This window comes from Nonomuraea sp. PA05 (assembly GCF_008086045.1).
Taxonomy (GTDB): Bacteria; Actinomycetota; Actinomycetes; order Streptosporangiales; family Streptosporangiaceae; genus Nonomuraea; species Nonomuraea monospora.
Window position 1 is genome coordinate 291,463 of record NZ_VSEY01000005.1, and the last position, 23,547, is coordinate 315,009.

General features: G+C 70.8%; 23 protein-coding genes. 6 read left to right on the forward strand and 17 right to left on the reverse strand.

What is annotated here, in order from left to right:
- Positions 1–1,842 precede the first annotated feature (1,842 nt).
- Entirely contained in the window at positions 1,843–3,156 is a 1,314-nt protein-coding gene (locus FXF51_RS10430) for a sensor histidine kinase (RefSeq protein ID WP_148434056.1), read from the reverse strand.
- Positions 3,157–3,192: 36 nt separating this feature from the next.
- On the reverse strand, positions 3,193–3,672 hold the full coding sequence (locus FXF51_RS10435; protein WP_222871226.1) for a nucleoside deaminase: 480 nt from the start codon (positions 3,670–3,672) through the stop codon (positions 3,193–3,195).
- Positions 3,673–3,859: 187 nt separating this feature from the next.
- Between FXF51_RS10435 and FXF51_RS10440 the strand changes: the two genes are divergently transcribed.
- Positions 3,860–5,584 carry an ABC transporter ATP-binding protein gene (locus tag FXF51_RS10440; RefSeq protein ID WP_148434058.1) on the forward strand — a complete coding sequence of 575 codons (1,725 nt, stop codon included), beginning with the start codon at positions 3,860–3,862 and terminating at the stop codon, positions 5,582–5,584.
- Positions 5,581–7,425 carry an ABC transporter ATP-binding protein gene (locus FXF51_RS10445; protein WP_148434059.1) on the forward strand — a complete coding sequence of 615 codons (1,845 nt, stop codon included), beginning with the start codon at positions 5,581–5,583 and terminating at the stop codon, positions 7,423–7,425. The genes FXF51_RS10440 and FXF51_RS10445 overlap by 4 nt, the downstream gene beginning before the upstream one ends.
- Here FXF51_RS10445 and FXF51_RS10450 read toward each other — a convergent pair.
- The 6 genes from FXF51_RS10450 to FXF51_RS10475 form a co-directional block, all read right to left on the reverse strand.
- Positions 7,422–7,838 carry a hypothetical protein gene (locus FXF51_RS10450; protein ID WP_148434060.1) on the reverse strand — a complete coding sequence of 139 codons (417 nt, stop codon included), beginning with the start codon at positions 7,836–7,838 and terminating at the stop codon, positions 7,422–7,424. The genes FXF51_RS10445 and FXF51_RS10450 overlap by 4 nt on opposite strands.
- A gap of 125 nt (positions 7,839–7,963) precedes the next feature.
- Complete coding sequence (locus FXF51_RS10455; RefSeq protein WP_148434061.1) at positions 7,964–8,266, reverse strand: hypothetical protein; 303 nt, start codon at positions 8,264–8,266, stop codon at positions 7,964–7,966.
- A gap of 57 nt (positions 8,267–8,323) precedes the next feature.
- Positions 8,324–8,659, reverse strand: a complete 336-nt coding sequence (locus FXF51_RS10460; RefSeq protein WP_148434062.1) for a DUF202 domain-containing protein — start codon at positions 8,657–8,659, stop codon at positions 8,324–8,326.
- A 4-nt stretch (positions 8,660–8,663) separates the two neighbouring features.
- Positions 8,664–8,990: a YidH family protein gene (locus FXF51_RS10465; protein WP_148434063.1), complete on the reverse strand. Its 327-nt coding sequence runs from the start codon at positions 8,988–8,990 to the stop codon at positions 8,664–8,666.
- Between the two features lie 58 nt (positions 8,991–9,048).
- A complete protein-coding gene (locus FXF51_RS10470; protein ID WP_148434064.1) occupies positions 9,049–9,435 on the reverse strand; it encodes a hypothetical protein in 387 nt (128 codons plus the stop codon).
- Positions 9,436–9,444: 9 nt separating this feature from the next.
- Positions 9,445–10,410, reverse strand: a complete 966-nt coding sequence (locus tag FXF51_RS10475) for an alpha/beta fold hydrolase (protein WP_148434065.1) — start codon at positions 10,408–10,410, stop codon at positions 9,445–9,447.
- A gap of 220 nt (positions 10,411–10,630) precedes the next feature.
- Here FXF51_RS10475 and bla point away from each other — a divergent pair, with 220 nt between their 5' ends.
- Genes bla through FXF51_RS10495 form a run of 4 tightly spaced genes read left to right on the forward strand, consistent with a single transcriptional unit; the run spans position 10,631 to position 14,838 of the window.
- Positions 10,631–11,563: a class A beta-lactamase gene (gene bla, locus FXF51_RS10480; protein WP_148434066.1), complete on the forward strand. Its 933-nt coding sequence runs from the start codon at positions 10,631–10,633 to the stop codon at positions 11,561–11,563.
- Positions 11,564–11,583: 20 nt separating this feature from the next.
- Complete coding sequence (locus FXF51_RS10485; RefSeq protein ID WP_262379408.1) at positions 11,584–13,701, forward strand: transglycosylase domain-containing protein; 2,118 nt, start codon at positions 11,584–11,586, stop codon at positions 13,699–13,701.
- Positions 13,702–13,751: 50 nt separating this feature from the next.
- The gene (locus FXF51_RS10490) at positions 13,752–13,994 is read left to right on the forward strand and encodes a hypothetical protein (protein ID WP_148434068.1); all 243 of its coding nucleotides are present in this window, start codon (positions 13,752–13,754) and stop codon (positions 13,992–13,994) included.
- A gap of 28 nt (positions 13,995–14,022) precedes the next feature.
- On the forward strand, positions 14,023–14,838 hold the full coding sequence (locus tag FXF51_RS10495; protein ID WP_148434069.1) for an endonuclease/exonuclease/phosphatase family protein: 816 nt from the start codon (positions 14,023–14,025) through the stop codon (positions 14,836–14,838).
- Here the strand turns inward: FXF51_RS10495 and FXF51_RS10500 are convergent.
- The 9 genes from FXF51_RS10500 to FXF51_RS10540 all read right to left on the reverse strand — a co-directional run bounded on the left by FXF51_RS10500 (position 14,722) and on the right by FXF51_RS10540 (position 23,540).
- On the reverse strand, positions 14,722–15,333 hold the full coding sequence (locus tag FXF51_RS10500; protein WP_148434070.1) for a DinB family protein: 612 nt from the start codon (positions 15,331–15,333) through the stop codon (positions 14,722–14,724). The two genes, FXF51_RS10495 and FXF51_RS10500, sit on opposite strands and share 117 nt — an antisense overlap.
- Positions 15,334–15,386: 53 nt before the next feature.
- Complete coding sequence (locus FXF51_RS10505; RefSeq protein ID WP_262379409.1) at positions 15,387–15,977, reverse strand: GntR family transcriptional regulator; 591 nt, start codon at positions 15,975–15,977, stop codon at positions 15,387–15,389.
- A gap of 30 nt (positions 15,978–16,007) precedes the next feature.
- Complete coding sequence (locus FXF51_RS10510) at positions 16,008–16,805, reverse strand: class I SAM-dependent methyltransferase (protein ID WP_148434071.1); 798 nt, start codon at positions 16,803–16,805, stop codon at positions 16,008–16,010.
- 26 nt (positions 16,806–16,831) lie between these two features.
- Entirely contained in the window at positions 16,832–17,977 is a 1,146-nt protein-coding gene (locus tag FXF51_RS10515) for an ABC transporter substrate-binding protein (RefSeq protein ID WP_262379410.1), read from the reverse strand.
- A gap of 155 nt (positions 17,978–18,132) precedes the next feature.
- A complete protein-coding gene (locus FXF51_RS10520) occupies positions 18,133–19,302 on the reverse strand; it encodes a branched-chain amino acid ABC transporter permease (RefSeq protein ID WP_222871227.1) in 1,170 nt (389 codons plus the stop codon).
- On the reverse strand, positions 19,299–20,186 hold the full coding sequence (locus FXF51_RS10525) for a branched-chain amino acid ABC transporter permease (RefSeq protein WP_148434073.1): 888 nt from the start codon (positions 20,184–20,186) through the stop codon (positions 19,299–19,301). Before FXF51_RS10525 ends, FXF51_RS10520 begins: the two co-directional genes overlap by 4 nt.
- Positions 20,183–22,030, reverse strand: coding sequence for an AMP-dependent synthetase/ligase (locus FXF51_RS10530; RefSeq protein ID WP_148434074.1), 1,848 nt, complete (start codon positions 22,028–22,030; stop codon positions 20,183–20,185). Before FXF51_RS10530 ends, FXF51_RS10525 begins: the two co-directional genes overlap by 4 nt.
- Entirely contained in the window at positions 22,027–22,791 is a 765-nt protein-coding gene (locus FXF51_RS10535; protein WP_148434075.1) for an ABC transporter ATP-binding protein, read from the reverse strand. The genes FXF51_RS10530 and FXF51_RS10535 overlap by 4 nt, the downstream gene beginning before the upstream one ends.
- A complete protein-coding gene (locus FXF51_RS10540) occupies positions 22,779–23,540 on the reverse strand; it encodes an ABC transporter ATP-binding protein (RefSeq protein WP_148434076.1) in 762 nt (253 codons plus the stop codon). Before FXF51_RS10540 ends, FXF51_RS10535 begins: the two co-directional genes overlap by 13 nt.
- Positions 23,541–23,547 lie beyond the last annotated feature (7 nt).

Below are 23,547 nucleotides of genomic sequence, written 5' to 3' on the forward strand. Positions count from 1 at the left end.
GAGCACGGCATCAGGGCGGCGCTGGACGAGCCGATGTCCTGGCCCGAGTTCGTGCACGCGGGCGGCGGCGCGCTCCCTGTCGTCATGCTGGACGGCTTCGACGAGCTGCTCCAGGCGACCGGCGTCAACCAGACCGACTACCTGGAGCGGGTCGCCCGGTTCCAGCGCGACCAGGCGGACAAGGGGCGGGCGCTGGCCGTCGTCGTCACCTCCAGGACGGCGGTCGCGGACCGGGCGCGGCTGCCCGCGGGCACGTTCGTCATCCGGCTGGAGCCGTTCGACGACGACCAGATCCGCCAGTGGGTGACCACCTGGAACCACGACAACGACGGATATTTCCGGGAACGCGGCCTGCGGCCACTGCCCATGGACAAGGTGCTGGCCGTCCGGAAACTCGCCGGGCAACCCCTGCTCCTGCTCATGCTGGCCCTGTACGACGCCGACGCGAACGCCCTGGGCAAACTGCCCGACAACGCCCACGAGGCGGAGCTGTACGAGCGGCTGCTGCACGACTTCGCCGTCCGCGAGGTAGGCAAGACCCGCCCCGGCCTCGCGGACGCCGACCTGGAGCGGGCCGTGGAGGACGAGTTGCTGCACCTGTCGATCACCGCGTTCGCGATGTTCAACCGGGGCCTGCAGTGGATCGCCGAGCCCGACCTCGACGCCGACCTGCGGACGCTGCTGGGCCAGGAGACCCGCCGGCACCAGGGGCTGCGCCGCCCGGTGAGCCGCGCGGAAGGCGTGATCGGGGGCTTCTTCTTCGTCCACACCTCGCGGGCGCTGCGCGACGACGAGCGGCTCAAGACCTACGAGTTCCTGCACGCCACGTTCGGCGAGTACCTGGTCGCCCGCCTGGTCGTCAGGGAGCTGGCGGACATGGCGGAGGAGCTGGCGTCCGCCGAGTCCCGCCGCCGCCCCACCCGGCCGGACGACGCGTACCTGCGCGCGCTCCTGTCGTTCGCGGCGCTCACCGTCCGCGCCCCCACCGTGGACTTCCTCAGGCACGGCCTGCATCGCACCGTCCCGCCCGGCGAGCGCCCGCTGCTGACGAGGTACCTGTGCGAGCTGTTCTCCGACTCGCTCCTGTCCAGGCCCGGTTCCGCTTATGACGCCTATCAGCCGGTACGGGCGGAGCTGACCGCCCAGTGCGCCGTCCACAGCGCCAACCTGCTGCTGCTCGCCGTGCTGTCGGCGGACGAACCGCTGGCGGGCACGGAGCTGTTCCGCACCGAGCAGCCGGAGCACGCCAACGAGCGGTGGCGCAGGATCGCCCGCCTCTGGCACTCCCAGCTCAGCAGGGCCGAGTGGGACGCGCTCATCCACACGCTGCACGTCCGGCACTTCCTGCGCGACGACGAGACCAGGGTGTTCCAGGTCGCCTTCGACCGCAAGCCGGTCTTCAAGTCCCACGACCTGGTCTTCTTCACCTGGCCCGCGCCTGCCACGAACCCGGCCAGATTCCGGGCGCCCGGCATGAGCTGGATGCGGGAGATCTCCTTTCGTGACGACACCACGCTCGGGCATCTCTTCGCGAACCTCTATCCCTATCTGACAGAGATCGACGCGAACTTGTCCGCCCATCCGGAGAGCCCCGTCGCGAATCTGCTGGCGCTCCTGCTGAGCGACTCTCCGAAAGTCGCGGACTTCGGCCGCGCCCTGCGGAGGGTGCCGACCCTGGAGTACCTGGACCGCGTGCTGAAACAGCTCGAACAGGACGCCCCCCTCATGCCGGGTGACGACGTGCTGACACTGCTGGAGACGGCTGCCGACAGCGATCGCCGCACCCGCATACTTCGCGCCCTGGCGGACCGCCCGGACGTCGACCGTGACAAGGTGGCGGCGCTACTCGCGCGGCAAGGTCAGAATCAGCCGGGTCCGCGGCCCCCCGCCTACCGTCAGGTCCCCGCCATGGGCCCTGGCGATGTCTCTGGCGATGGGCAGCCCGAGCCCGCTCCCCCCGGTGTCCCGTGACCGCGTCCGATCCAGCCGCGTGAACCGCTCGAACACCCGCTCCCGCATCTCCTCAGGAATCCCCGGCCCGTCATCGGCCACCTCCATCACCACCTCACCCCCGTCCCCGCGCACCGAGACCCACACCGCCGTGTCCCCGTACCGGTCGGCGTTGGACAGCAGGTTCGTCAGGATCCTGGCCAGCCGCAACCGGCTCCCCTCCACGTACAGCCCCGGTTCCACGGACAGCGTCACGGGCAGCCGCGCGGGCCGCCGCGCCACCTCCTCCTCCACCAGCCGGCCCAGGTCCACCCGCTCGCGGCCGATCTCCGTGCCGGCGTCCAGCCGGGCCATGAGCAGCAGGTCGCCGACGATGTCGGACAGCCGCTGGGCGTCGGACATGGCCGCCCGCCAGTCGGCCTCGGTCCGCTCGCCGAGGCCGGCCTCCAGCCGTACGAGCAGGCCGGCGATCGGTGAGCGCAGTTCGTGGGAGGCGTCGGAGACGAAGCGCCGGTGCCGCTCGACGGCGTCCTCCAGCCTCCCCAGCGTGTCGTTGACGGTGCCGGCGAGCGCGGCCACCTCGTCCCTGTTGGACGGCACCTCGACCCGCATGCTGAGGTCTTCCGCGTTGATGCGTTCGAGGCCGCGCCGGATCCGTTCCACGGGCGCCAGCACCCGGCCGACCCCGAACCAGGCGGCCCAGCCCAGCATCGCCACGAGGACGGCGCCGGAGCCGTACAGGATGGCGGGCAGGAAGGACGAGCGCAGCAGGAACGGCTCCCGTACGGCGGCGTAGGCCACGGCGGGCCCGTAGACGGTGGCGCGGTTGCTGGTGCCGACCACGACCATGCAGCCCCAGGGCCGGCACACCCGGTCGCTGACGCGGGAGTCGCCGCCGGAGGGCCGGGCCGAGGTGAGCGGCGGGCGGCCGGTGAGGGAGGCGCTGGCGGCCACGACCTGGCCGTCGGCGTCCACGACCTGGAGGAGAGCGACGCTGTCCACCGGCGGGATCGAGCCGGTGAAGCGGGTGCGGTCGATCATCGTGGTGATGCGGCGGCTGGCCTTGTCGGCCTGTTCGACGAGCTCGGCGCGGGCCCGCACCGGGTACATCATCGAGATCACGCTCAGCCCGCCCATGATGAGGATCCCGAACGCCACCACCGTCGCGATCGTCACCCTGGCCCTGATGGAGCGACCGTGCACCATACGTCCGACTGTGCCACGAAGAGTACAAACCGCAGGTCAAATGGGTGTGTGAAAGCGGCGGTGCAGCTCGCGGACCTCCTCGGCCAGCTCAGGCACCGGCCCTTCGACGATCACGTCCGGCGCGATCTCACCGATCGGCAGGGTGCGCACCGGCGGCGCGGGGACGCCCAGCTCGCTCAGCCAGCCGGCGAGCTGGGCCGAGGAGGCGGCGTACACGATGCGCCCGAGCCCCACCCAGGCGTGCGCGGCGGCGCACATGGGGCAGTGCTCGCCGGAGGTGTAGACGGTGGCGGCGGCCCGCTGCTCGGGCGTCAGGTGCTCGGCGGACCAGCGGGCCAGGGCGAACTCCGGGTGCCTGGTGCGGTCGCCGGAGGCTACCCGGTTGTGGTCCTCGGCCAGCACCGCGCCGTCTCCGGAGACCAGCACCGAGCCGAACGGCTCGTCGCCGACCTCCAGTGCCCGGGTGGCCAGCTCGACGCAGCGCCGCAGGTACGGCAGCTCGGTTGGTGCGATCACAACAACTCCAAGGTAGGTAACGGCCCGCCGAAAGAGCATGAACATTCATGTTTTCGCACGTCATGTACGAAAGTCCGCCCCTGGGGCCACAGAAAATCGGTTGATCCCACGTATTAGCCTAGAAGGGATGCCTCCCGATACGCACAAACCTCGCCGTCCCCTGCTGTCTTCCAACTCCCTGTGGCGGATGAAGCCGTATCTCCGCCCGTACGTCACCAGACTGATCATCATCTGGCTGACCGCACTCGCCGGTGTCGCCCTCGTCATCGTCTTCCCGCTGATCATCAAGACGGTCATCGACGGGCCCGTCGAACACGGTGACTCCGGAGCGCTGCTGCCCCTCGGGCTGCTCGCGATCGGCGTCGGCGCACTCGAGGCGCTGCTGATCCTGTTCCGCCGCTACATCCAGGTCAAACCGGTGCTCGGCCTGGAGACCGCCGTCCGCGACGACCTGTACGAGCACCTGCAACGCCTGCCCATGGGCTTCCACGGAGACTGGCAGTCCGGGCAGCTTTTATCACGGGCCACGACGGACCTGTCGACGATCCGTCGTTTCCTCGGCTTCGGCGCCCTGTTCCTGGTCATGAACGTGCTGCAGGTCATCACGGTCACCATCCTGCTGCTGAACATGTACTGGCCGCTGGGCCTGCTGGTGCTGGCCTCGGTGGTGCCGATCGTGTGGACGTCGCAGCGCTTCGAGAAGCGCTACATCAAGATCTCCCGGCAGGTCCAGGACGAGCAGGGCGACCTGGCCACGCTCGTCGAGGAGTCGGCGATCGGCATCCGCACCATCAAGGCGTTCGGCCGCCGCCACCACGTCTACGACCAGTACGACGACGCGGCGCTCAAGGTCTACGGCTCCTCGATGGACAAGGTGCGCCTGTCGGCCAAGTTCTTCTCCTTCCTGGAGATCGTCCCCAACATCACGCTGGCCCTGGTGCTGCTGATCGGGGCGCTGGCGGTCGGCTCGGGCTCGCTGACCCTGGGCGCGCTGATCGCCTTCACCACGCTGATGCTGCAGCTCGTCTGGCCGGTGGCGAGCCTCGGCTACCTCCTGGTCATGGCGCAGGAGGCGATGACCTCCGCCGACCGGCTCATGGAGGTCATGGACACCGTCCCGGCCATCGAGGGCGGCACCGGCACGATCGAGGAGCCGCGCGGCCACCTGCGCTTCGAGGGGGTCGGCTTCCGCTTCGCCGACTCCGAGGAGCCGGTGCTGCGCGACGTCTGGCTGGAGGTCCGGCCGGGCGAGACGGTCGCCGTGGTCGGCCCGACAGGAGCGGGCAAGACCACCCTGACCGCGCTGGTGCCCCGCCTGATCGACCCCACCTCCGGGCGGGTCACGATCGACGGGCACGACGTGCGCGACCTCGACCTGAAGACCCTGCGCTCGGTGGTCGCGACCGCGTTCGAGGAGCCCACCCTGTTCTCGATGAGCGTGCGCGAGAACCTGATGCTCGGCCGGCCCGACGCCACCGAGGAGGAGCTGGCGCAGGCCATCCGGACGGCGCAGGCGATGTTCGTCCACGACCTGCCGTGGGGCCTCGACACCCGCATCGGCGAGCAGGGGCTGTCCCTGTCCGGGGGGCAGCGGCAGCGGCTCGCCCTGGCCAGGGCGGTGCTGAGCAAGCCGCGCATCCTCGTGCTCGACGACACGCTGTCGGCGCTCGACGCCGAGACCGAGGCGCTGGTGGAGGAGGCGCTGCGGCACGTGCTGCGTGACGCGACCGGCATCGTGGTCGCCCACCGCGCCTCCACCGTGCTGCTGGCCGACAAGGTGGCGTTACTGCGCGACGGCACGATCACGCACGTCGGGCAGCACCGCGAGCTGCTGGCCCAGGTTCCCGAGTACCGGGAGCTGCTGGCCCAGGACGCCGACTTCGACGACGCGGCGGAAGGGGCGCTTCGATGACCACGACGGTTCAGGAGAAGAGCGACTCCTGGCGCGGAGTCGCCTCCGAGGACCAGGACGAGCTGTCGGACAAGGTGTCCGGGCTGCTGCGGGAGCGCTCCCGGCGGCTGCTCGGCGACCTGCTGCGGCCGTACAAGAAGCGGATCGCGCTGCTCGTGCTGATCATCGTGGTCTCCAACGCGGCCGGGCTGTCGATCCCGTTCCTGGTCTCGGTGGGCATCGACCAGGGCATCCCGCCGATCACGCGGGGCGCCGGGTCCGAGGTCCTGGTGACCGTGGTCGGGGTGATCCTGGTCGCGGCGGTCACGCAGGCGCTCACCCGGCAGGCGTTCCTGCGGCTGATGGGCGCCGTCGGCCAGAGCATCCTGCTGACGCTGCGCAGGAGGGTGTTCGACCACTTCCAGCGGCTGTCGCTGAACTTCCACGAGCAGTACACCTCGGGCCGGGTCATCTCCCGGCTGACCTCGGACATCGAGGCCATCGCCGAGCTGGTGCAGTCGGGTTTCGACGCGCTGGTCAAGGCCGTGCTGACGCTGGTGGGCACGGCGGTGCTGCTGCTGGTGCTGGACGTGCACCTCGGCCTGGTGGCGCTGATCCCGATCCCGCTGCTGCTGCTGTTCACCAAGTGGTTCCAGCGGCAGTCGGTCATGGTGTACCGGCGGACGCGCGAGACGGTCGCCTTGGTGATCGTTCACTTCGTGGAGTCGATGATCGGCATCCGGGCGGTGCAGGCGTTCCGCAGGGAGCCGCGCAACCAGGAGATCTTCGAGCGGCTCAACGACGACTACCGCGACGCGAACGCGCGCAGCATGATCCTCGGCGCGACGTTCATGACCGGCGTCAAGCTGATCGGCAACATGACGATCGGCGCGGTGCTCCTCTACGGCGGCTACCTGGCCCTGCGCGGCGAGGTCTCCCCCGGCGTGCTGGCCGGCTTCATGCTGTACCTGCGTTCGTTCTACGAGCCGATGCAGGAGATCAGCCAGTTCTACAACACGCTGCAGTCGGCGAGCGCGGCGCTGGAGAAGCTGTCGGGCGTGCTGGAGGAGGAGCCCGGCGTGCCGGAGCCGCGCGAGCCGCAGGCGCTGCCGCAGGGCAGGGCACGCGGCAAGGTGCGCTTCGACGGCGTCGAGTTCGCCTATGTCAAGGAGATGCCGATCCTGCCGCATCTCGACCTGACGATCCCGGCGGGGCAGTCCGTGGCGCTGGTCGGCGCGACGGGCGCGGGCAAGACGACGCTGGCCAAGCTCATCTCCCGCTTCTACGACCCGACGGACGGGCGGGTGCTGCTCGACGGCGTGGACCTGCGCAGGCTCGACGAGCCGGCGCTGCGCCAGGCCGTGGTCATGGTGACGCAGGAGAACTTCCTGTTCAACGGCACGGTCGCGGACAACATCAGGTTCGGCAGGCCTGACGCGACCGATCGTCAGGTGCGCGAGGCGGCCAAGGCCATCGGTGCGCACGAGTTCATCTCGGGGCTCCCCCAGGGCTACGACACCGAGGTGGGCAAGCACGGCGGCCGGATGTCGGCCGGGCAGCGGCAACTCGTCGCGTTCGCCCGCGCCTTCCTCGCCGACCCCGCCGTGCTGATCCTCGACGAGGCCACCTCCAGCCTGGACGTGCCGAGCGAGCGGCTGGTGCAGCGGGCGCTGCGCACGATCCTGGCCGAGCGCACGGCGCTGATCATCGCGCACCGGCTGTCGACCGTGGAGATCGCCGACCGGGTGCTGGTGATGGAGGGCGGCCGGATCGTCGAGGACGGGCCGCCCGCCCAGCTCATCGCCGCCGCGGGCCGGTTCGCCGGTCTGCACCAGGCCTGGCTGGAGAGCCTCAGCTCCTAGGGGTGCGGGTGCACGGCGGCCATGGCGCCGGCGTACAGCTCGTACCCGACGAACAGGGCCATCGGCACGCCCAGCGCGACGAGAAGCTTGCCGGGCAGGTGCGTCCGCTCCGGAACCGGAGCGGACGCCCTGTCCGGCCAGGGCATGAGGACCGCTTCAGGCTCGGGCTCGGGTTCGGGCCGGCGGGCCGCCGGGCACCCGGGCGGGAAGCAGGTCACCCGGTACGCGCCGCAGGCCGGGCAGCAGGCGTCCGACCAGGGCGGCTGCACCGGAACCCCGGAGCTGAGCCAGATGTCGCCCCCGTTGCCGTAGGCGTCGCAGAGGTGCCTGACCACGAACTCCTCTTCCCAGACGTGCAGGCAGCGCAGGCATTCGAAGGGCCACGTCTCGCAGGTGTCGAACTCGTCGGGCACAGGGACCGCCTCCGGCTCGTAGACCGCCGTGTCACTCCGAGCGTCCGTCCGACTACGATCGCCCTACAAGACGACTTTCTGACACTGTGGGCCAGAAAAGCCTTACCGGCTGTCAGATTGCGCAGTCAGTACAGCGGCTTCGGCACCGGGCTGAGCAGCGGGGTCGCGTCGGGCACGATCGGCCCCACCGGCGGGATCAGCTCCGGATGGCGGATCAGGTAGCCGTTCGGGAAGGTGGTCGCCTGCTGGCAGCCGCACTGCGGGCAGATGGCGCCCGACGACGGCGGCGGCACGCGGAGCCCGGCGCTCAGCCAGACCTCGCCCTGGTTCCCGTGGTCGTCCTCGCTGTGCCTGACGACGTAGTCCTCCTGCCAGACATGCCAGCAGCCACGGCACTCGAAAGGCACGTTCCTGAGTTCCTCTTCCATCGAGGTCACCCCCTGATTTCGAGTGTCCACCCCCTGCTCGCCATCCCGCAACCAGGCTCATCTGATGGTGAGGACAAAGGTGAACGCGCCCGCGACCACGCCCAGCGTGCCGAGCCAGGCGAACAGCGCGTCGAGCCCCGCGTCCAGGGGTTTGCCGCCGTGCAGGGCGGCCTGCACACGGCGGTAGCGCAGCCCCGTCCTGATCAGGAGCACGCCGCCGCACAGCGCGGCCAGGGCGAAGGCGGCGACGGCGAGCACGGGCAGGCCGTGCCGGGCCGCGAGCCCGGCCGCGCCGAGCCCGCCGGTGGACAGCGCCACCGCCGTGCGCACCCAGGCCATCCGGGTGCGCTCGCTCTGCAGCCCCCTGTCCCAGATCTCCTCTTCGGACGTCATGAGGTCACGCGGACAGGATGATCAGGACGAGGGCCACGACGGCCACGGCGGCGACGCCGTACCCGAAGACGGCCGCCAGTGCGGGCGGCGGGAGCGGCGCCTCCTGGCGCAGCGCGCGCTGGATGTTGCGCCAGCGCGGGTAGGCCATGCCCGCCGCCAGCGCGGAGAGTGAGACCAGCACGATGGCCAGTCCGGTGCGGATCCAGGGCACGAACACGTCGGACGGCACCGCCGCCATGGCCACCCCACCCGCGCTGAGCGCCAGCGCCGTGCTCAGCCAGGTGAGGAAGGTGCGTTCATTGGCCAAGGTGAAACGCGGGTCGGGCTCCATGAGAAAAACGGTAGTTCGTCCCCATTTCCCCTAGAGAAGCCGGGATTATCCCAGCGACTCAGCTACAGGCCTGGGCCACCTTCTCCACGTAGGCGGCGCTCTCCGTGGTGACCTTCTGCACCGCGTCCACGGCATCGTTGGCGTCCTGGACGGAGATGCTGGTCAGCGTGCTGGCCATGCCGTCCGTGGCTTCCTTGAGCGTGGTGTTGGAGGCCTCGCCGGCCACCTCGTTCAGCTTGTTGGCGGCGTCGTCGATCGCCTTGTCCATGGCCTGGGGGTCGTTGGTGAGCTTGCTGATCTCCGCACCCAGCTCTGTGATGATCTTGGGGGCTTCGAGGCACGCCTGGGCCTTGTCGATCGTGCTGTTGACCTCGCTGCACCCGGCGGCGAGGACGCCTGCGGCGAACAGGGCCAGCGGCAGGAACCGGCTCTTGAGATGTCGCATGCCCCGACCCTACCCAAGCGTCGCGCCACCTGCGGTCACTCTTCGCAGCCAGTCGATCACCAATTCGTTCACTTCCGCCGGCCGCTCCTGCTGCACCCAGTGACCGCAGCCGTCCAGGATGTGGGCGCCGGCCAGGCCGGGAAGCGTCCGGGGGAACGCCTCGACGGCGCCGGCCATCCAGGTCGTGGTGGCGTCCAGCGCCCCGCCGACGAACAGCGCGGGCTGCGCGATCGGCGCGCCGTCCCAGGCCGCCAGGTCCTCCCAGTCGCGGTCCACGTTGCGGTAGCGGTTCAGCGCGCCGGTCAGGCCGGTGCGCTCGAACTCGCCCGCGTACACGTCCAGATCCGACTCCGTCAGCCAGCCCGGCAGCGCGCCCGCGGGGAAACGGTCGCGCAACCGGCCGCCCCTGGGCACGAAGTAGGCGCCCTGCCCCTGCGCCGACAGGGCGCCGTAGAAGCCCGCCAGCCAGCCGCGCACGTCCGGCTCGATCTCCGCCTCGGCGCGGCCCTCCGCCTGGAAGTAGCTGACGTAGAACTCCTCGTCGCCGCCCATCGCCGCGAACGAGTCGCTGGGGCGGTGCGGGCCGCGCGGCGCGTACGGGACGCTCAGCATGCCGACGGCCCGGAACAGGTCGGGCCGCAGCAGGGCGCTGTTGGCGGCGATCGAGGAGCCCCAGTCGTGGCCGACGATCACCGCCGAACGCTCGCCGAGCGCCCGCACCACGGCCACGTTGTCGGCCACGTGGGCCAGCATCCGGTAGTCCGCGACCCTGGCGGGCGCCGAGGAGCGGCCGTAGCCGCGCACGTCCACGGCCACCGCGCGGAAACCGGCCGCGGCCAGGGCGGGGAGCTGGTGGCGCCAGGAGTACCAGGACTCGGGGAAACCGTGGACCAGCAGGACCAGCGGCCCGGCTCCCTGCTCGACCAGGTGGATCCGGCCACCCGGCACCTCGACCAGGCGATGGGTCTGCGACATGTACGACCTCCGTTTCGTCTTCGTGCACTATCCGCCGTGGAGGGCGTACCCGGGGAATTCTGTTGCCGTTTCGGCAAGGCTTGCCCCCGCTGATGTCACTGACCTGCACTCATACACCTTCAGATATCGCGCATTTCGCGATATCGCTATTAGACATCACGTGATCGCATCTGCTTTGCTCCTGACCTCCGGCACCCGACGACAGCGAGGACATGCACGCATGCGACACCCCCGCACCCGGCCCGCACTCCAGGCAGCCGCGGCCCTGACCGCCTCCCTCCTGGCGGGCGGCGCGCTCACCACGGGCACCGCCTCCGCCGCCGTCCCCGTCGCCCAGCAGGCGGCGGCGCGGCCGGACGTGAAGAAGGAGCTGCGCGCGCTGGAGGCGTCCTTCAAGGGCCGCATCGGCGCGTACGCCATCGACACGGCGACCGGCAAGACGGTCGGGTACCGGTCGGGCGAGCGTTTCCCGCTGCTGTCCACGTTCAAGGCGCCGCTCTGCGCGGCGGCGCTGCACAAGGCCCGCACCTCCGAGCCGGGCCTGATGGACAAGGTCGTCAAGTGGACGGCCGACGAGCTCAAGCCCAACTCCCCCACCACGGAGAAGCACGTCGAGGACGGCCTGAGCGTCGCCAAACTGTGCCAGGCCGCCATCACCGAGAGCGACAACACCGCGGCCAACATGGTGCTCAAGCAGATCGGCGGCCCGGCGGGGCTGACGAGGTACTTCCGTTCGCTCAAGGACCCGATCTCGCGGCTCGACCGCTACGAGACCGAGCTGAACGACTGGACCCCCAAGGAGCGGCGCGACACCACCACGCCCGCGGCCATCGCCCGTGACCTGCGCCTGCTCACGACGGGCGGCGCGCTGAAGGCCAAGGACCGCGAGCAGCTCAACGCCTGGCTGATCGCGAACAAGACCGGCGACGCCCGCATCCGCGCCGGCCTGCCGAAGAGCTGGAAGGTCGGCGACAAGACGGGCACGAACGGCGAGATCGGCGGCGCCAACGACATCGCCGTCGTCTGGCCGTCCGGGTCGTCCGGCGCCCCGATCATCCTGGCCGTCTACACCAACCGCCCGGTCGCCTCCACCGACGACGCCGTCGTCGCGAAGACCGCCACGATCCTGGCCCGCGGGCTCGGCAGGCTCTGATGTCGCGTCGGGGGACGAACATGTTGCGCCTGGCCGCCGCGGGCGCGGCGGCCGGGCTGGTGGTGGCCGCGATCGCGGTCCCGGCGGTGGGGGGCGCCGGGCTCGGCTTCGTGACGGCGGCGGGTGAGGTCGACCTCAAGCCGCTCGACCTGGCCGAGCCGCCACCGGCGGAGGTGACGATCGTGCGGGACGCCGGGGGCGGCGAGATCGCCCGCTTCTACGAGGAGTTCCGCGAGGTCGTCGGGTTCGGCGAGATCGCCGAGACGATGAAGACGGCCATCGTGGCGATCGAGGACTTCCGCTTCTACGAGCACGGGGCGATCGACGTCGAGGGCACGCTGCGCGCGCTGGCCACCAACCTGCAGTCGGGCAAGGTGAGCCAGGGCGGCTCCAGCATCACCCAGCAGTACGTCAAGCAGGTGCTGCTCAACTCGGCCGACACGGAGGCGGAGCGGAACGCGGCCGTCGAGGCGAGCTACTCGCGCAAGCTGAACGAGCTCCGGTACGCGATGGGCATCGAGAAGAAGTACACCAAGGACGAGATTCTCGCCAAATATCTGAACATCGCGTATTTCGGCGCGAGCGCGTACGGCGTCGAGGCGGCGGCCAGGCGCTTCTTCGGCGTCTCCGCGGCCGACCTGACGCTTCCACAGGCCGCCACGCTGGCCGGCGCCGTCCAGGACCCGAACGCCACCGACCCCAACCTGGGCAAGGAGCACCGCGAGCGGCTGCTCAACCGCCGCGACGTGGTCCTGGACCGGATGGCCGAGCTGGGGAAGATCACCGCCGCCGAGGCGGCCAAGGCGAAGGCCGCCAAACTCGGCTACAAGGGCACCCGCATCCCCGGCGGCTGCGAAAGCAGCAAATATCCGTACTTTTGCCTCTACGTCCGCCAGGAAATCCTCAGCAACCCGGACTTCGGCCGCACCGCCAAGGCCAGGCTGACGATGCTCAACCGAGGCGGCCTGACCATCACCACCACCCTCGACCCCGCCATGCAGGCGGCGGCCGACAAGGCGATCAAGAAGTACGTGCACCCGTCGGACGCCCCCGTCGCCGCCCAGGCCCTGATCAAACCCGGCACGGGCGCCATCAAGGCCATGGCGGCCAGCAGACGTTACGGCACGAACGCCGCCAGGAACGAGATCTCCTACAACGTCGTGGCGAACACCGCGCACGGCGGCGGCATCGGCTTCCAGCCCGGCTCCACGTTCAAGACGTTCACCCTGATCACGGCTCTGCAGCAGGGCATGAAGCTGGACGACGGCGTCGCCGCGGGCGCGGGCTACCGGGCACCGGCGTACTCCACGTTCAAGACCTGCAAGGGCCAGAACGTCGGCGACCCGTCCCACACCGTCACCAACGACGAGGGCTCACCCGGCTGGAAGACCCTCAGGACCGGCACCTGGGACTCGGTGAACACGTTCTTCATGGAGCTGGAGGAGCGGGTCGGCCTCTGCGAGACCGTCAAGACGGCCAAGTCGCTCGGCATCCGGCGGGCGGACGGCAAGAAGCTGCAGGAGTACGAGACGTTCACGCTCGGCATCAACGAGTCCGACCCGGTAACGGTCGCCACCGCGTACGCGGCGATCGCGGCCCGCGGCGAGTACTGCGCCCCGCTCGCGATCACCCAGATCACCGACCGCGACGGCCGCACCACCCGCTACCGCCCCAAGTGCCGCCAGGCCCTCGACCCGGCCATCGCGGACGCGACCGCCGAGGTCCTGTCGGGCGTCTTCACCGAGGGCACGATGAGCGGCGTCGGCGGCCTCGGCCGCGACGCGGCCGGCAAGACGGGCACCACCGACGACTACGCCTCGGCCTGGTTCGCCGGCTTCACCCCCGACCTGGCCGCCGCCGTCAGCCTCGGCGACCCACGCGGCTCCCAGCGGCACAAGCTGACGGGCGTCACCATCGGGGGGCGGTACTACGGGGCGGTGCAGGGGGCCAGCATCCCCGGCCCCATCTGGCGCGACACCATGTCGGCGGCATTGCGTGACGTGCCTGCCACGCCGTTCACCGCGATCGACACGGCCCGGTTCGAGGGGTGCTCGGACAGTTGCCGGCCGGAGAAGACGCCGGAGGATGACGAGGCTACGCCGGAGGTGACGCTCACGCCCGAGGACATCCTGGAGTAGAGCCTCGGCCGTCGCGTGTCGCCGGCTTCTCCGCCGGGATGCTGCTGCTCTTGGTCCTTTCCGCCACCAGCACGGCGCTCACCGGATGGCTGCTGTCCCGCTGGCCGTCGCGCAAGAAGTCGGTGCGCTGGGGATCCGTCGCCCTCGCGGCGGCCATGTGCGGCGCGAGGGCCGCCATGGGCGTGCTCGACGACGGCATCGGCTGGCTCGCTCTGCTCGGCTCCATCGTGCCGTACCTTGCGATCATCGCCCTGCTGGTCATGCCCGGGGCGGGCCGCTGGTTCGACCGCTGACCCGCGTCCCAGCGGGTAGCGCTCCCGCATGCGCGTCGCCACACTCAACCTCTGGGCCAGGCACGGCTCCTGGAGCAGGCGCAGGCAACTGCTGATCGACGGCTTCCGCCGCCTCGCCCCCGACCTGGTCGCCCTCCAGGAGTCCGTCGTCACGGACGACTACGACCAGGTCATCGACCTGCTCGGCCCCGACTACCACGTCCTCCACCAGGAGGGCGGCGAGGCCGACGGCACGCGCGCCTCGATCGCCAGCCGCTGGCCCCTGGCGCAGGCGCGGCAGCAGCGGCTGGACGTGACGGCGCGGGTGGATCCGTCGGAGTTCGCGGGATGGGTGGGCCTGGTCGAGGTGCGGGCCCCGGAGCCTGTGCTGTTCGTCAACCACAAGCCCTCCTTCCGCCTCGGCCACGAGTACGAGCGGGAGTCGCAGGCCGTCCGGTCGGCCAGGCTGATCGAGGAGGCGGTCGGCGGCCGGGAGGGCGTGCACGTGGTGCTGGCCGGGGACTTCGACGCGACGCCCGACTCCGCGAGCCTGCGGTTCTGGGCCGGGCTGCAGTCCCTGGACGGGATGAGCGTGGCCTACCGCGACGTGTGGCGGTGGGCTCGCCCGGAGGAGCCCGGCCACACGTTCACGCCGGTCAACCCGCTGGTGAGGGGCGGGAACTGGCCGCTGGAGACGGGCCGGCGCATCGACTACCTGTTCGTGCGCTGCCACGGCAACGGGCCGACGCTACGGCTGGCGGACTGCCGGTTGATCTTCGACGAGCCGGTGGACGGCGTCTGGGCCAGCGACCACTTCGGCCTCGTGGCGGATCTGCGGAGCCTGGGCTGCGCGCAGCAGGCGTAGCTGGCCGATCTCGGTGACGTTCTTCATCAGCTCGGCGTTCACCCAGGCCACCATGCGCGCCACGGTGTGGCCGCCGTCCCGCGGCCACGGGAACGGGGCGGGGGCGTCCAGATCGGCGTCGGTGAGCCGGTCCAGGACGGTCAGCCACTCCTCGCGCAGCCCGCGCAGCCAGGCGACGGTCCGCTCGCCGTCACCCGGCCAGGTGACGTCGGTCCTGTCGCGCGGCGTCCGCCCCTGGGCGTGATCGGTCGTCACGCTCCACCACCAGCCGACGTGCCAGCTCACCCAGGCGATCGTGGGCACGGGAACGGGGTCGGGCTCGCTCTCCGCCCAGTCCGGCTCCCACCTCCCGCCGGCGCCGCGGCGCACGGTCCAGCAGTGCGGGACGGGCTCCCAGCGGAAGTCGTCCTCCTCCAGCCGCTCCAGGTGGTACTCGAACAACGACCAGGTGAGGTCGAACTGCCAGCGCAGCAACGCGCATCGGGACTCGGACATCGGCCGATGCTCGCACGCCCGGCCCGCGCCCGTAAACCGGATTACGGGCGGGCTCAGAACTCGTCGTGCCCGGAGACCTGGGCGATGGTGAAGACGTGCCGGCTCGCGGCGCAGATCGTCTCCAGGACGTGGACGGGCACGTCCTCGGCGGAGTAGCTCGCCCGCACCACCACGACGACCCACTCACCGGCGTCGAGTTCCAGGGTCTCCCGTTCGAACGGCGTCGGCGGCCGGGCGATCAGGCTCTCCTCCGCACGGCCGAACGCGTGGCCGAGGGCGGTGAGCGCGGACTGCAGCGACGGCCGCACGAACTCCGGCTCGGCGAGCCTGGTGCCGCCGAACAGGTCGGCGCGGAAGTAGCTCGTCGCGATGCGCACGGGGACGTCGTCCGCGGTCATCAGCTTGCGCCGCGCCACGACGTCCGCGCCCGGCTCCACCCGCAGGCAGGCCGCCACCTGGTCACCGGCCGGTTCCAGCCCGACGTACAACATCCGGCGGCCCGCGTTCAGCCCCTGGCGCCGCGCCTCCGCGAGGAACAGGGACGCCGAGCCCCGCACGGCGGGCTCCGTCGGCAGTGCGCGCCGCACCAGCACGCGCGGCGCCCCCGCGCCGCTCCCGCCGCCGCCCGGCTTCGAGTCATCCATCGTCGCCTCCCCACGAATCACGCAGGCACTCTAGTGCCTCGCCGCGACGGTGAGCACGGCCGACCAGTGGCGGGTGAGCCTTCCGTCGGGGCGGGCGGCGAGCAGGCGGCGGATCTCGCCGTAGAGGTGCCCGGTCTTGGCCGGGTCCATGGCGATGTGGCCGGAGAACGTGTCGAGCAGCGCGATGTACTCGTCGGCCGTGTAGCGCGCCGCCCACACGTACAGGTTCGTCGAGACCACCGTGAAGTGGCCGGACGCCTCGATCTCGGCGGCCATGGGATCGGGCTGCTCCTCCGGCGGGGGTGGCGGCCACGGGCCGTCGTGCCCCTCCCCCAGCTCCTCGTACACCGGCTGGATCTCGAAGAAGAACGGGTCCACGTCCGCCGGGAAGGCGTGGTCGGCGTTCCAGACGGCCAGGTGGCCGCCGTCGGCGAGCAGGCCGGCCGCCTTCGCGTACTTGACGTCCGCGTCCACCCACTTCCACGCCGTGGCGGCGTAGACGAGGTCGAAGCGGACGCCCGCCGGGGGCTCCCACTCCTCGAACGAGGACGTGATCACCGAGACGCCGGGGAAGGCGGCGAGGTGCTCGCGCGCCTTGGCCGCCAGCGCGCCGCCCAGCTCGATCGCGGTGATGCCGAACCCCATCCGGGCCAGCGGCAGGGTGGCCTTGCCCGGGCCGCAGCCGACCTCCAGCAGGTGCGCGGGCGGGGTGATCGCCGTGGTCGCGCGGAGGTCGGCGTACAGCTCGGGCGGGTAGTCGGGACGGGCGCTCTGGTAGGTGTCGGCGGCACGGTCGAAGGTGGCTCGCGGCGGAAGACCTCGGGGCATGAGCCGATTGTGGCAGTGCGGCGGGTCTACAGCTTGGAGAAGCAGGGCCCGTCGAAGGTGTAGGCCTGCGCCGTCGGCCCGGTGAAGAAGTCCTTGACGATGGCGACGCCCGTCGTGGCCTTCTCGTCCACCTTGTTGATCAGCGTCTGCCTGAAGACCGCTCCCGGCTCCGCGTAGTTCCCGGCCTCCGCGGGCAGCATGCCCTCGTAGTCCACGGTCTTCAGCGTCTTGACCGCCGCCAGCAGCCCGGCCCTGCTCACGTTCCCGCCGGCCACCATCGCGTCCAGCGCCGCCTTCATCGGGTACGCCCACGCCCACCCCGAGGTGTACCCGTCGTTCGGGGTGACGCCGGGCAGCGCGTCGCGCATCGCCTTGTGGCCGGGCGTGTCGGCATCCCACGGCTTGCCGGGGGCCGACTGCTCGTACAGCGCCTTCAGCGCGGGCGCGGCCGGCGACTGGAGGAGGGCCGGGTTCCAGGTCGGGCCGGTGCCGATGAAGCGGCCCTTGTAGCCGGCCGCGGCCGACTGGCCGACGATCGTGGCGGCGTCCGCGGGGCCGGTGGTGAGGATCACCAGGTCGGGCTTGTTCTTGGTGATCTCGGTGATGGCCCGGCCCTGCTCGGTGGCGCCGGTCGGGGTCTCGACGTTGGCGAAGGTCAGGCCGCTGCGCTCGGCGGCGGCCTTGGCGCCGGCGGCGGCGTCCGCACCGTAGTCGCCGGCCAGGTGGACGGCCATGACGGACTTCACCTTGTACGTGTCCACCGCGTAGTCGACGGAGTTCATCGCCTCGACGCAGTAGTTGGACCCGGTCTCGATGATGACGTCCTCGAACTCCCAGGCCGAGGTCCACGACGCGGGGGCGGAGACGATGTTGTTGGCCTTGAGGTCGCCGATGATGGCGGCGGTGGTGGGCGAGCCGAGGGTCTGGGCCAGGCCGAGCACCTGGTCCTTGATCTCGTTGTAGACCTGCCGGTGCACCTCGGGGTTGTACTTGTTGTCCTTGACGTACTTGGTGACGTCCACCTCGTACTTGCCGCCGATGCCGCCGGCCTTGTTGACGCGGGCCCAGAAGGCCTTCTGGGCGTCGGTGATGGGGACAGCGAGCGCGGCGAAGGGGCCGGAGGTGAGGTCGGAGATGGTGCCGAGGTAGATGCAGCCCTTGTTGCTGTCCACCGCGGACGGGCAGGGCTCGGTGGTGACACCCGGAGCCTGGGCGGCGACACCGCCTGTACTGCCTTGGTCGTCCCCCCGGAAGACGCCGCACGCGGACAGAAGGGCCGCTATGGCGACAAAGGTAAGGGCATAGCGACTCTTCATGAGTAACCCTCCTAGTAGGAGAAAGGCCAGGACTTCCAGTAGTTACGGACCCGGATCCACAGGCCGAACAGGCCCCGTGGCTCGAAGATGAGGAACAGCACGATGAGCAGCCCGTACAGAACGGTCTCCACCTGGAACACGTTCGGCGTCTGCGTGGTGTCCCCGCTGATGAGCGGCACCAGCGCGGGCAGCGACCTGGTCACCGGCTGCAGCAGCGAGATGAACAGCGCCCCGGCGATCGCCCCCGACACCGTCGCCACCCCGCCGATCAGCACCATGGCGATGAACTGCACCGACAGCAGCAGGTTGAACGACGACGGCTCGACGTACCCGGAGATCGTGAACAGCAGCCCGCCCGCGCACCCCGCGTAGAAGGAGGAGATGCCGAAGGCGAGCACCTTGTAGCGGGTCAGCGGCACCCCGATGACGGCGGCGGCGATGTCCCTGTCGCGGATGGCGGCGAAGGCGCGGCCGACGCGGGAGCGGGCCAGGTTGCGGGCGGCGACCGCGAAGACGACGAGCAGCGTCAGCATGAGCGTGTAGAGGAGCTGCTCCTTGGTGCCGAGCGGCCCGTCCTGGTCCAGCCGCACGCCGAAGAGCTGCGGGATCGCGGCCTCCCTGCCGACGCCGGGGCCGCCGGTCAGCTCCTGCCACTCCTTGAAGATGTGCTCGCCCAGGAAGACCAGCCCGAGCGTGACGACGGCCAGGTAGAGGCCGCGCAGCCGGGAGGCGAGCGGCGCGATCAGCACCCCGGCCGCGGCGGCGACCAGGCCGGCGGCGGGCAGCCAGATCCACAGCTCGGCGACGCCGTAGCCGATGTTCTCGCCGTCCACGGGGCCGGAGACGGCGGCGGCCGTGTACGCGCCGATCGCGACGAAGAACGCGTGCCCGAGCGAGACCTGCCCGGCGTACCCGGTGACGATGTTCAGCCCGATCGCCCCGATGGCCAGCACGTACGCCCCCGCCAGCACCTCCAGCGACCGGTCCTGCAGCAGCACCGCCAGCGCGAACGCGAGCAGCACCAGCAGCCCTGTCGAGACCTTCTTGGCGGGCGTGTCGAGCAGCGCCATGTCCTGGGCGTAGGAGGTGTAGAGCAGCGGCCTGCCGCGCACCCGCCGCGACCGAGACCGTCCGGTCGGTATGTCGGGGGGCGCCCCCGCCGTGGTTCGCGTCCCGGTCATACCCGCTCGACCTCCCGCGTCCCGAACAGCCCGTACGGCCGCACCATCAGCACGATCAGCATGACGACGTACGGCGACACGACCGCGAAGTTCTGCCCCAGCCAGGGCGCGAACTCCCCCTGGTACGACTGGAACAGCGACTCCACCACGCCCACGATCAGCCCGCCCACCACGGCCCCGCCCAGCGAGTCGAGCCCGCCCACGATGATCGCCGGCAGCGCCTTCAACGCGACCACCCAGGTCATCTGCTCGATCCCCTGCCCGGTGCCGACGAACATCCCGGCGATCGCCGCCAGGAACCCGGCCAGCCCCCACGACAGCGCGAACACCGCCCCCACGGAGACCCCCTGGGCCAGCGCGATCTCCTGGTCGAAGGCCGCCGCCCGCATGGCCAGCCCGTAGCGCGTGTAGCGGAAGAACGCGAACAGCAGCGCCACCAGCACGGCGGTGACCAGCATCATGGCCAGCCAGCGCGACTGCACGACCAGCGGCCCGAGCGAGACCTGGGTGAACCCCCACGGGTCGCCCACCTGCCGCACGTCCCGGCCGATGAAGCCGTTCACGATCACCCGCAGCACCACGTCGATGCCGAGCGTGATGATCGCCACGACGAAGACGGGGCGGCCCACCATCGGCCTGATCGACACCCGCTCGACCACCAGCGCCACCGCCGCGATGAGCAGCGCGGCCAGCAGCACGGCCCCGTAGAAGCCGGTCAGGGCGGCCAGGTAGCTGACCGCGACCCCGCCGGCCAGCATGAGGGCGGGCTGGGCGAAGCTGATCACCCGTGTCGCCTTGTAGATGATCACGAAGCCGAGTGCGAGCAGCGCGTACACCGAGCCGGTCCCCAGGCCCCTGATCACCGACTCCAGCAGCCCCTTCACCGGGCGTACATCCCTTCGACCAGGTCCTCGAAGAGCTTGGCGATGGCCGAGCGCTTGACCTTCTGGGTGGCGGTCAGCTCGCCGTCCTCGTGGTCGAGCTCCTTGGGCAGGAACGCGAAGCGCTTGACCTGCTCCACGTACGCGAACCGCTCGTTCACGCCGTTCACGATCTCCTGGACCAGCTCCCGCACCTCCGGCTTGTCGGAAAGATCCCGATAGGTGGTGTACGGCAGGCCGCGCCGCCGCGCCCACTCCCCCACCGTGTCCAGCTCGATCCCGATCAACGCCACCAGGTAGGGCCGCTGGTCCCCGATGACCACGGCCTCCTTCAGGTAGGGGGACGCCTTCAGCGCGTTCTCGATCTCGCTGGGCGCGATGTTCTTACCGCCGGCCGTGATGATGATGTCCTTCATCCGGTCGGTGATCCGCACGTGCGTGCCCTCGACCCACTCGCCCACGTCGCCGGTGTGCAGCCAGCCGTCCTCGTCCAGCACGTCGGCGGTGGCGCGCGGGTTGCGCCAGTAGCCGGCGAAGTTCCCCGGATGCCTGGTCAAGATCTCGCCGGTGGCCTCGTCGATCCGCAGCTCGATGCCGGGCTGCGGCTCACCGACCGTGCCCAGGCGGATCCGTCCGGGGCGGTTGGCGGTGGCGACGGCGGTGTTCTCGCTCATGCCGTACACCTCGTGCATGGGCACGCCGATCCCCATGTAGAACTTGAGCACGTCCGGGGCGATCGGCGCGGCGCCGGAGGCGGCGTAGCGGACCCGCCGCATGCCGAGCCGCTCGCGCAGCGAGCGGTAACAGAACACCCAGCCCGCCGCGTACGCCGCCCGCGTCCTGAGCGTGTGCCGGCCGCCGGTGCGCACCAGCGTGTCGCCGACCCGGTCGGCCACCCGCAGCCAGAGCCTGGTGAAGGCGCGCTTGACCGGCGAGGCCGACTCCAGCTTGATGTTGACCTGCGCGAGCACCTTCTCCCAGATGCGCGGCACCCCGAACAGGATCGTCGGCTGCACCTCCCGCAGGTTCGCCTGCACGGTGTCGATGGACTCGGCGAAGTTCACCTGCACCCCGGCCGCCGAGTTGAACCAGACGGTGAACGCCCGCTCCGCCACGTGGCACAGCGGCAGGTACGACAGCGCCAGGTCGCGTTCCGACGGCGGCGGGGAGGTGAAGCCGCCGCCCTCGACCAGCGTGCGCACCGCGAACTCGACGTTGGCGACGGTCAGCATCACGCCCTTGGGCGGCCCGGTGGTGCCGGAGGTGTAGATGAGCGTCATCACGTCGGCCGGCTCGGCCTCGGCCAGGCGGCGCTCCACGGCTCCGGGATGCGCCGCGCGGTGCTCGGCCCCGAGCGCGAGCAGCTCGGGCCAGGACATCAGCACGTCGTCGTCGTAGCGGCCGCGGATGCCGCGCGGCTCCAGGTAGACGATGCGCCGCAGCTCGGGGCACTCGTCGAGGACGGACAGCGCCTTGTCCACCTGCTCCTGGTCCTCGGCCACGAGGATCTTCGCGCCCGAGTCGGCCAGCAGGTAGGCGACCTCGGCGGGCGGGTTCGTCGGGTACAGGCCGACCGTGATGCCGCGCGCGGCGACCGTGCCGAGGTCGGCGTAGAGCCACTCGGGGCGGTTCTCCGCGTGCACGGCCACCCGGTCGCCCGGCTCGACGCCGAGCGCGAGCAGCGCGTGCGCGACCAGCTCGACCTGCGTCCAGTACGCGCCCCAGGTGACCTCCTGCCAGATGCCGAAGTCCTTGTGCCGCATGGCGACGGCGTCGGGGGCGTTCCTGGCGCGCTCGCGCACCCTGGTGACGATGGTGACGGTCCTCGACACCACACCCACGCTCATGCCGTCCCTCCCAGGTACGCCTCGATGACCGCGGGATCCCGCTGCACCTCGGCCGGCTCGCCGAGCGCGACCGGGCGGCCGAAGTCCAGCACCAGCACCCGGTCGGCCAGGTCCATGACCAGCGCCATGTCGTGGTCCACGAGCACGACCGGGATGCCCAGCTCATCCCGGATGTCCAGGACGAACCTGGCCATGTCCTCGGTCTCCTCCAGGTTCATGCCGGCCACGGGCTCGTCCAGCAGCAGCAGCCGGGGCTCCATGGCCAGCGCCCGGCCCAGCTCCACCCGCTTCTGGATCCCGTACGGCAGCAGCCGCACGGGGTGGCGGCGCCAGGCCTCCAGCTCCAGGAAGTCGATGATGTCCTCGATGCGGGCGCGGGCGGCCAGCTCGGCCCGCCTGGCGCGGCCGTACCAGGCGAGCGCCGACAGCGCGCCGTAGCGGAAGTGGTGGTGGCGGCCGAGCATGAGGTTGTCCAGGACGGTCAGGTTGTGAAAGAGCTCCACGTTCTGGAACGTCCGCGCCAGCCCCATGGCCGCGATCTCGTGCGGGCGGCGGGCCAGCAGGTCCTCGCCGAGGAAGGTGACCCGCCCGCTCTGCGGCCGGTAGACGCCCGACAGCACGTTGAAGACGGACGTCTTGCCCGCCCCGTTCGGGCCGATGACGGCGAGCAGCTCCGCCTGCCGCACCTCGAAGGAGACCCCGTCGATGGCCTTGACCCCGGCGAAGCTCAGGTGCACGTCCTCGAACGTCAGGAGAGCCATCTTTTTCTCCGCTTGTAGTGCTTGATCTCGCGGAACGACCGGACGGCCCCCAGGTAGAACTCCCGGATGTCCTCGTCGGCGAGCAGCTCTCCCGACGGCTTGTCCATCACGATCTTCCCGGTCTCCATGACGTAGCCGTGCGAGGCGATGGACAGCGCCATCGTGGCGTTCTGCTCGACCAGCAGGACCGTGGTGCCCTGGCGGTTGATCTCCACGATCAGGTCGCGCACCTGGCCGACCAGCGACGGCGCCAGGCCCAGGCTGGGCTCGTCCAGCAGCAGGTACTTGGGGCCCGCCATGAGGGCCCGGCCGACGGCCAGCATCTGCTGCTCGCCGCCCGACAGGTACCCCGACACGCTCCTGCGCCGCTCCCTCAGCAGGGGGAACAGAGCGTAGACGCGGTCCAGGTGGGACCGGGCGGCCGTGTGGCCGCCGACCCTCAGGTTCTCCTCGACGGTCAGCTCCGACAGGATGCGCCGGCCCTCCATCACCTGGCTGACGCCGCGCCGGACGATCTGGGCGGGCCGCAGGTGGTGAATGGGCTCGCCCTCCAGCGTGACCTCGCCCTTGGTGATCTCGCCGTCGTGCACGTCGAGCAGCCCCGACAGGGCGCGCAGCAGGGTGGTCTTGCCCGCGCCGTTCGCGCCGAGCAGCGCCACGATCGAGCCGGGCGGCACGCGGATGCTCACGCCGCGCAGCACGAGCATCACGTCGTCGTAGACGACTTCCAGGTTGCGTACCTCGAGCACGCGCGGC

Bases quoted from the DNA above. Each gene is read 5' to 3' on its own strand.
- FXF51_RS10430 (WP_148434056.1), bottom strand. From the start codon at position 3,156: ATGGTGCACGGTCGCTCCATCAGGGCCAGGGTGACGATCGCGACGGTG.
- FXF51_RS10440 (WP_148434058.1), top strand. From the start codon at position 3,860: ATGAAGCCGTATCTCCGCCCGTACGTCACCAGACTGATCATCATCTGG.
- FXF51_RS10445 (WP_148434059.1), top strand. From the start codon at position 5,581: ATGACCACGACGGTTCAGGAGAAGAGCGACTCCTGGCGCGGAGTCGCC.
- FXF51_RS10455 (WP_148434061.1), bottom strand. From the start codon at position 8,266: ATGGAAGAGGAACTCAGGAACGTGCCTTTCGAGTGCCGTGGCTGCTGG.
- FXF51_RS10460 (WP_148434062.1), bottom strand. From the start codon at position 8,659: ATGACGTCCGAAGAGGAGATCTGGGACAGGGGGCTGCAGAGCGAGCGC.
- FXF51_RS10465 (WP_148434063.1), bottom strand. From the start codon at position 8,990: ATGGAGCCCGACCCGCGTTTCACCTTGGCCAATGAACGCACCTTCCTC.
- FXF51_RS10470 (WP_148434064.1), bottom strand. From the start codon at position 9,435: ATGCGACATCTCAAGAGCCGGTTCCTGCCGCTGGCCCTGTTCGCCGCA.
- FXF51_RS10475 (WP_148434065.1), bottom strand. From the start codon at position 10,410: ATGTCGCAGACCCATCGCCTGGTCGAGGTGCCGGGTGGCCGGATCCAC.
- bla (WP_148434066.1), top strand. From the start codon at position 10,631: ATGCGACACCCCCGCACCCGGCCCGCACTCCAGGCAGCCGCGGCCCTG.
- FXF51_RS10485 (WP_262379408.1), top strand. From the start codon at position 11,584: ATGTTGCGCCTGGCCGCCGCGGGCGCGGCGGCCGGGCTGGTGGTGGCC.
- FXF51_RS10495 (WP_148434069.1), top strand. From the start codon at position 14,023: ATGCGCGTCGCCACACTCAACCTCTGGGCCAGGCACGGCTCCTGGAGC.
- FXF51_RS10500 (WP_148434070.1), bottom strand. From the start codon at position 15,333: ATGTCCGAGTCCCGATGCGCGTTGCTGCGCTGGCAGTTCGACCTCACC.
- FXF51_RS10505 (WP_262379409.1), bottom strand. From the start codon at position 15,977: ATGGATGACTCGAAGCCGGGCGGCGGCGGGAGCGGCGCGGGGGCGCCG.
- FXF51_RS10510 (WP_148434071.1), bottom strand. From the start codon at position 16,805: ATGCCCCGAGGTCTTCCGCCGCGAGCCACCTTCGACCGTGCCGCCGAC.
- FXF51_RS10520 (WP_222871227.1), bottom strand. From the start codon at position 19,302: ATGACCGGGACGCGAACCACGGCGGGGGCGCCCCCCGACATACCGACC.
- FXF51_RS10530 (WP_148434074.1), bottom strand. From the start codon at position 22,030: ATGAGCGTGGGTGTGGTGTCGAGGACCGTCACCATCGTCACCAGGGTG.
- FXF51_RS10535 (WP_148434075.1), bottom strand. From the start codon at position 22,791: ATGGCTCTCCTGACGTTCGAGGACGTGCACCTGAGCTTCGCCGGGGTC.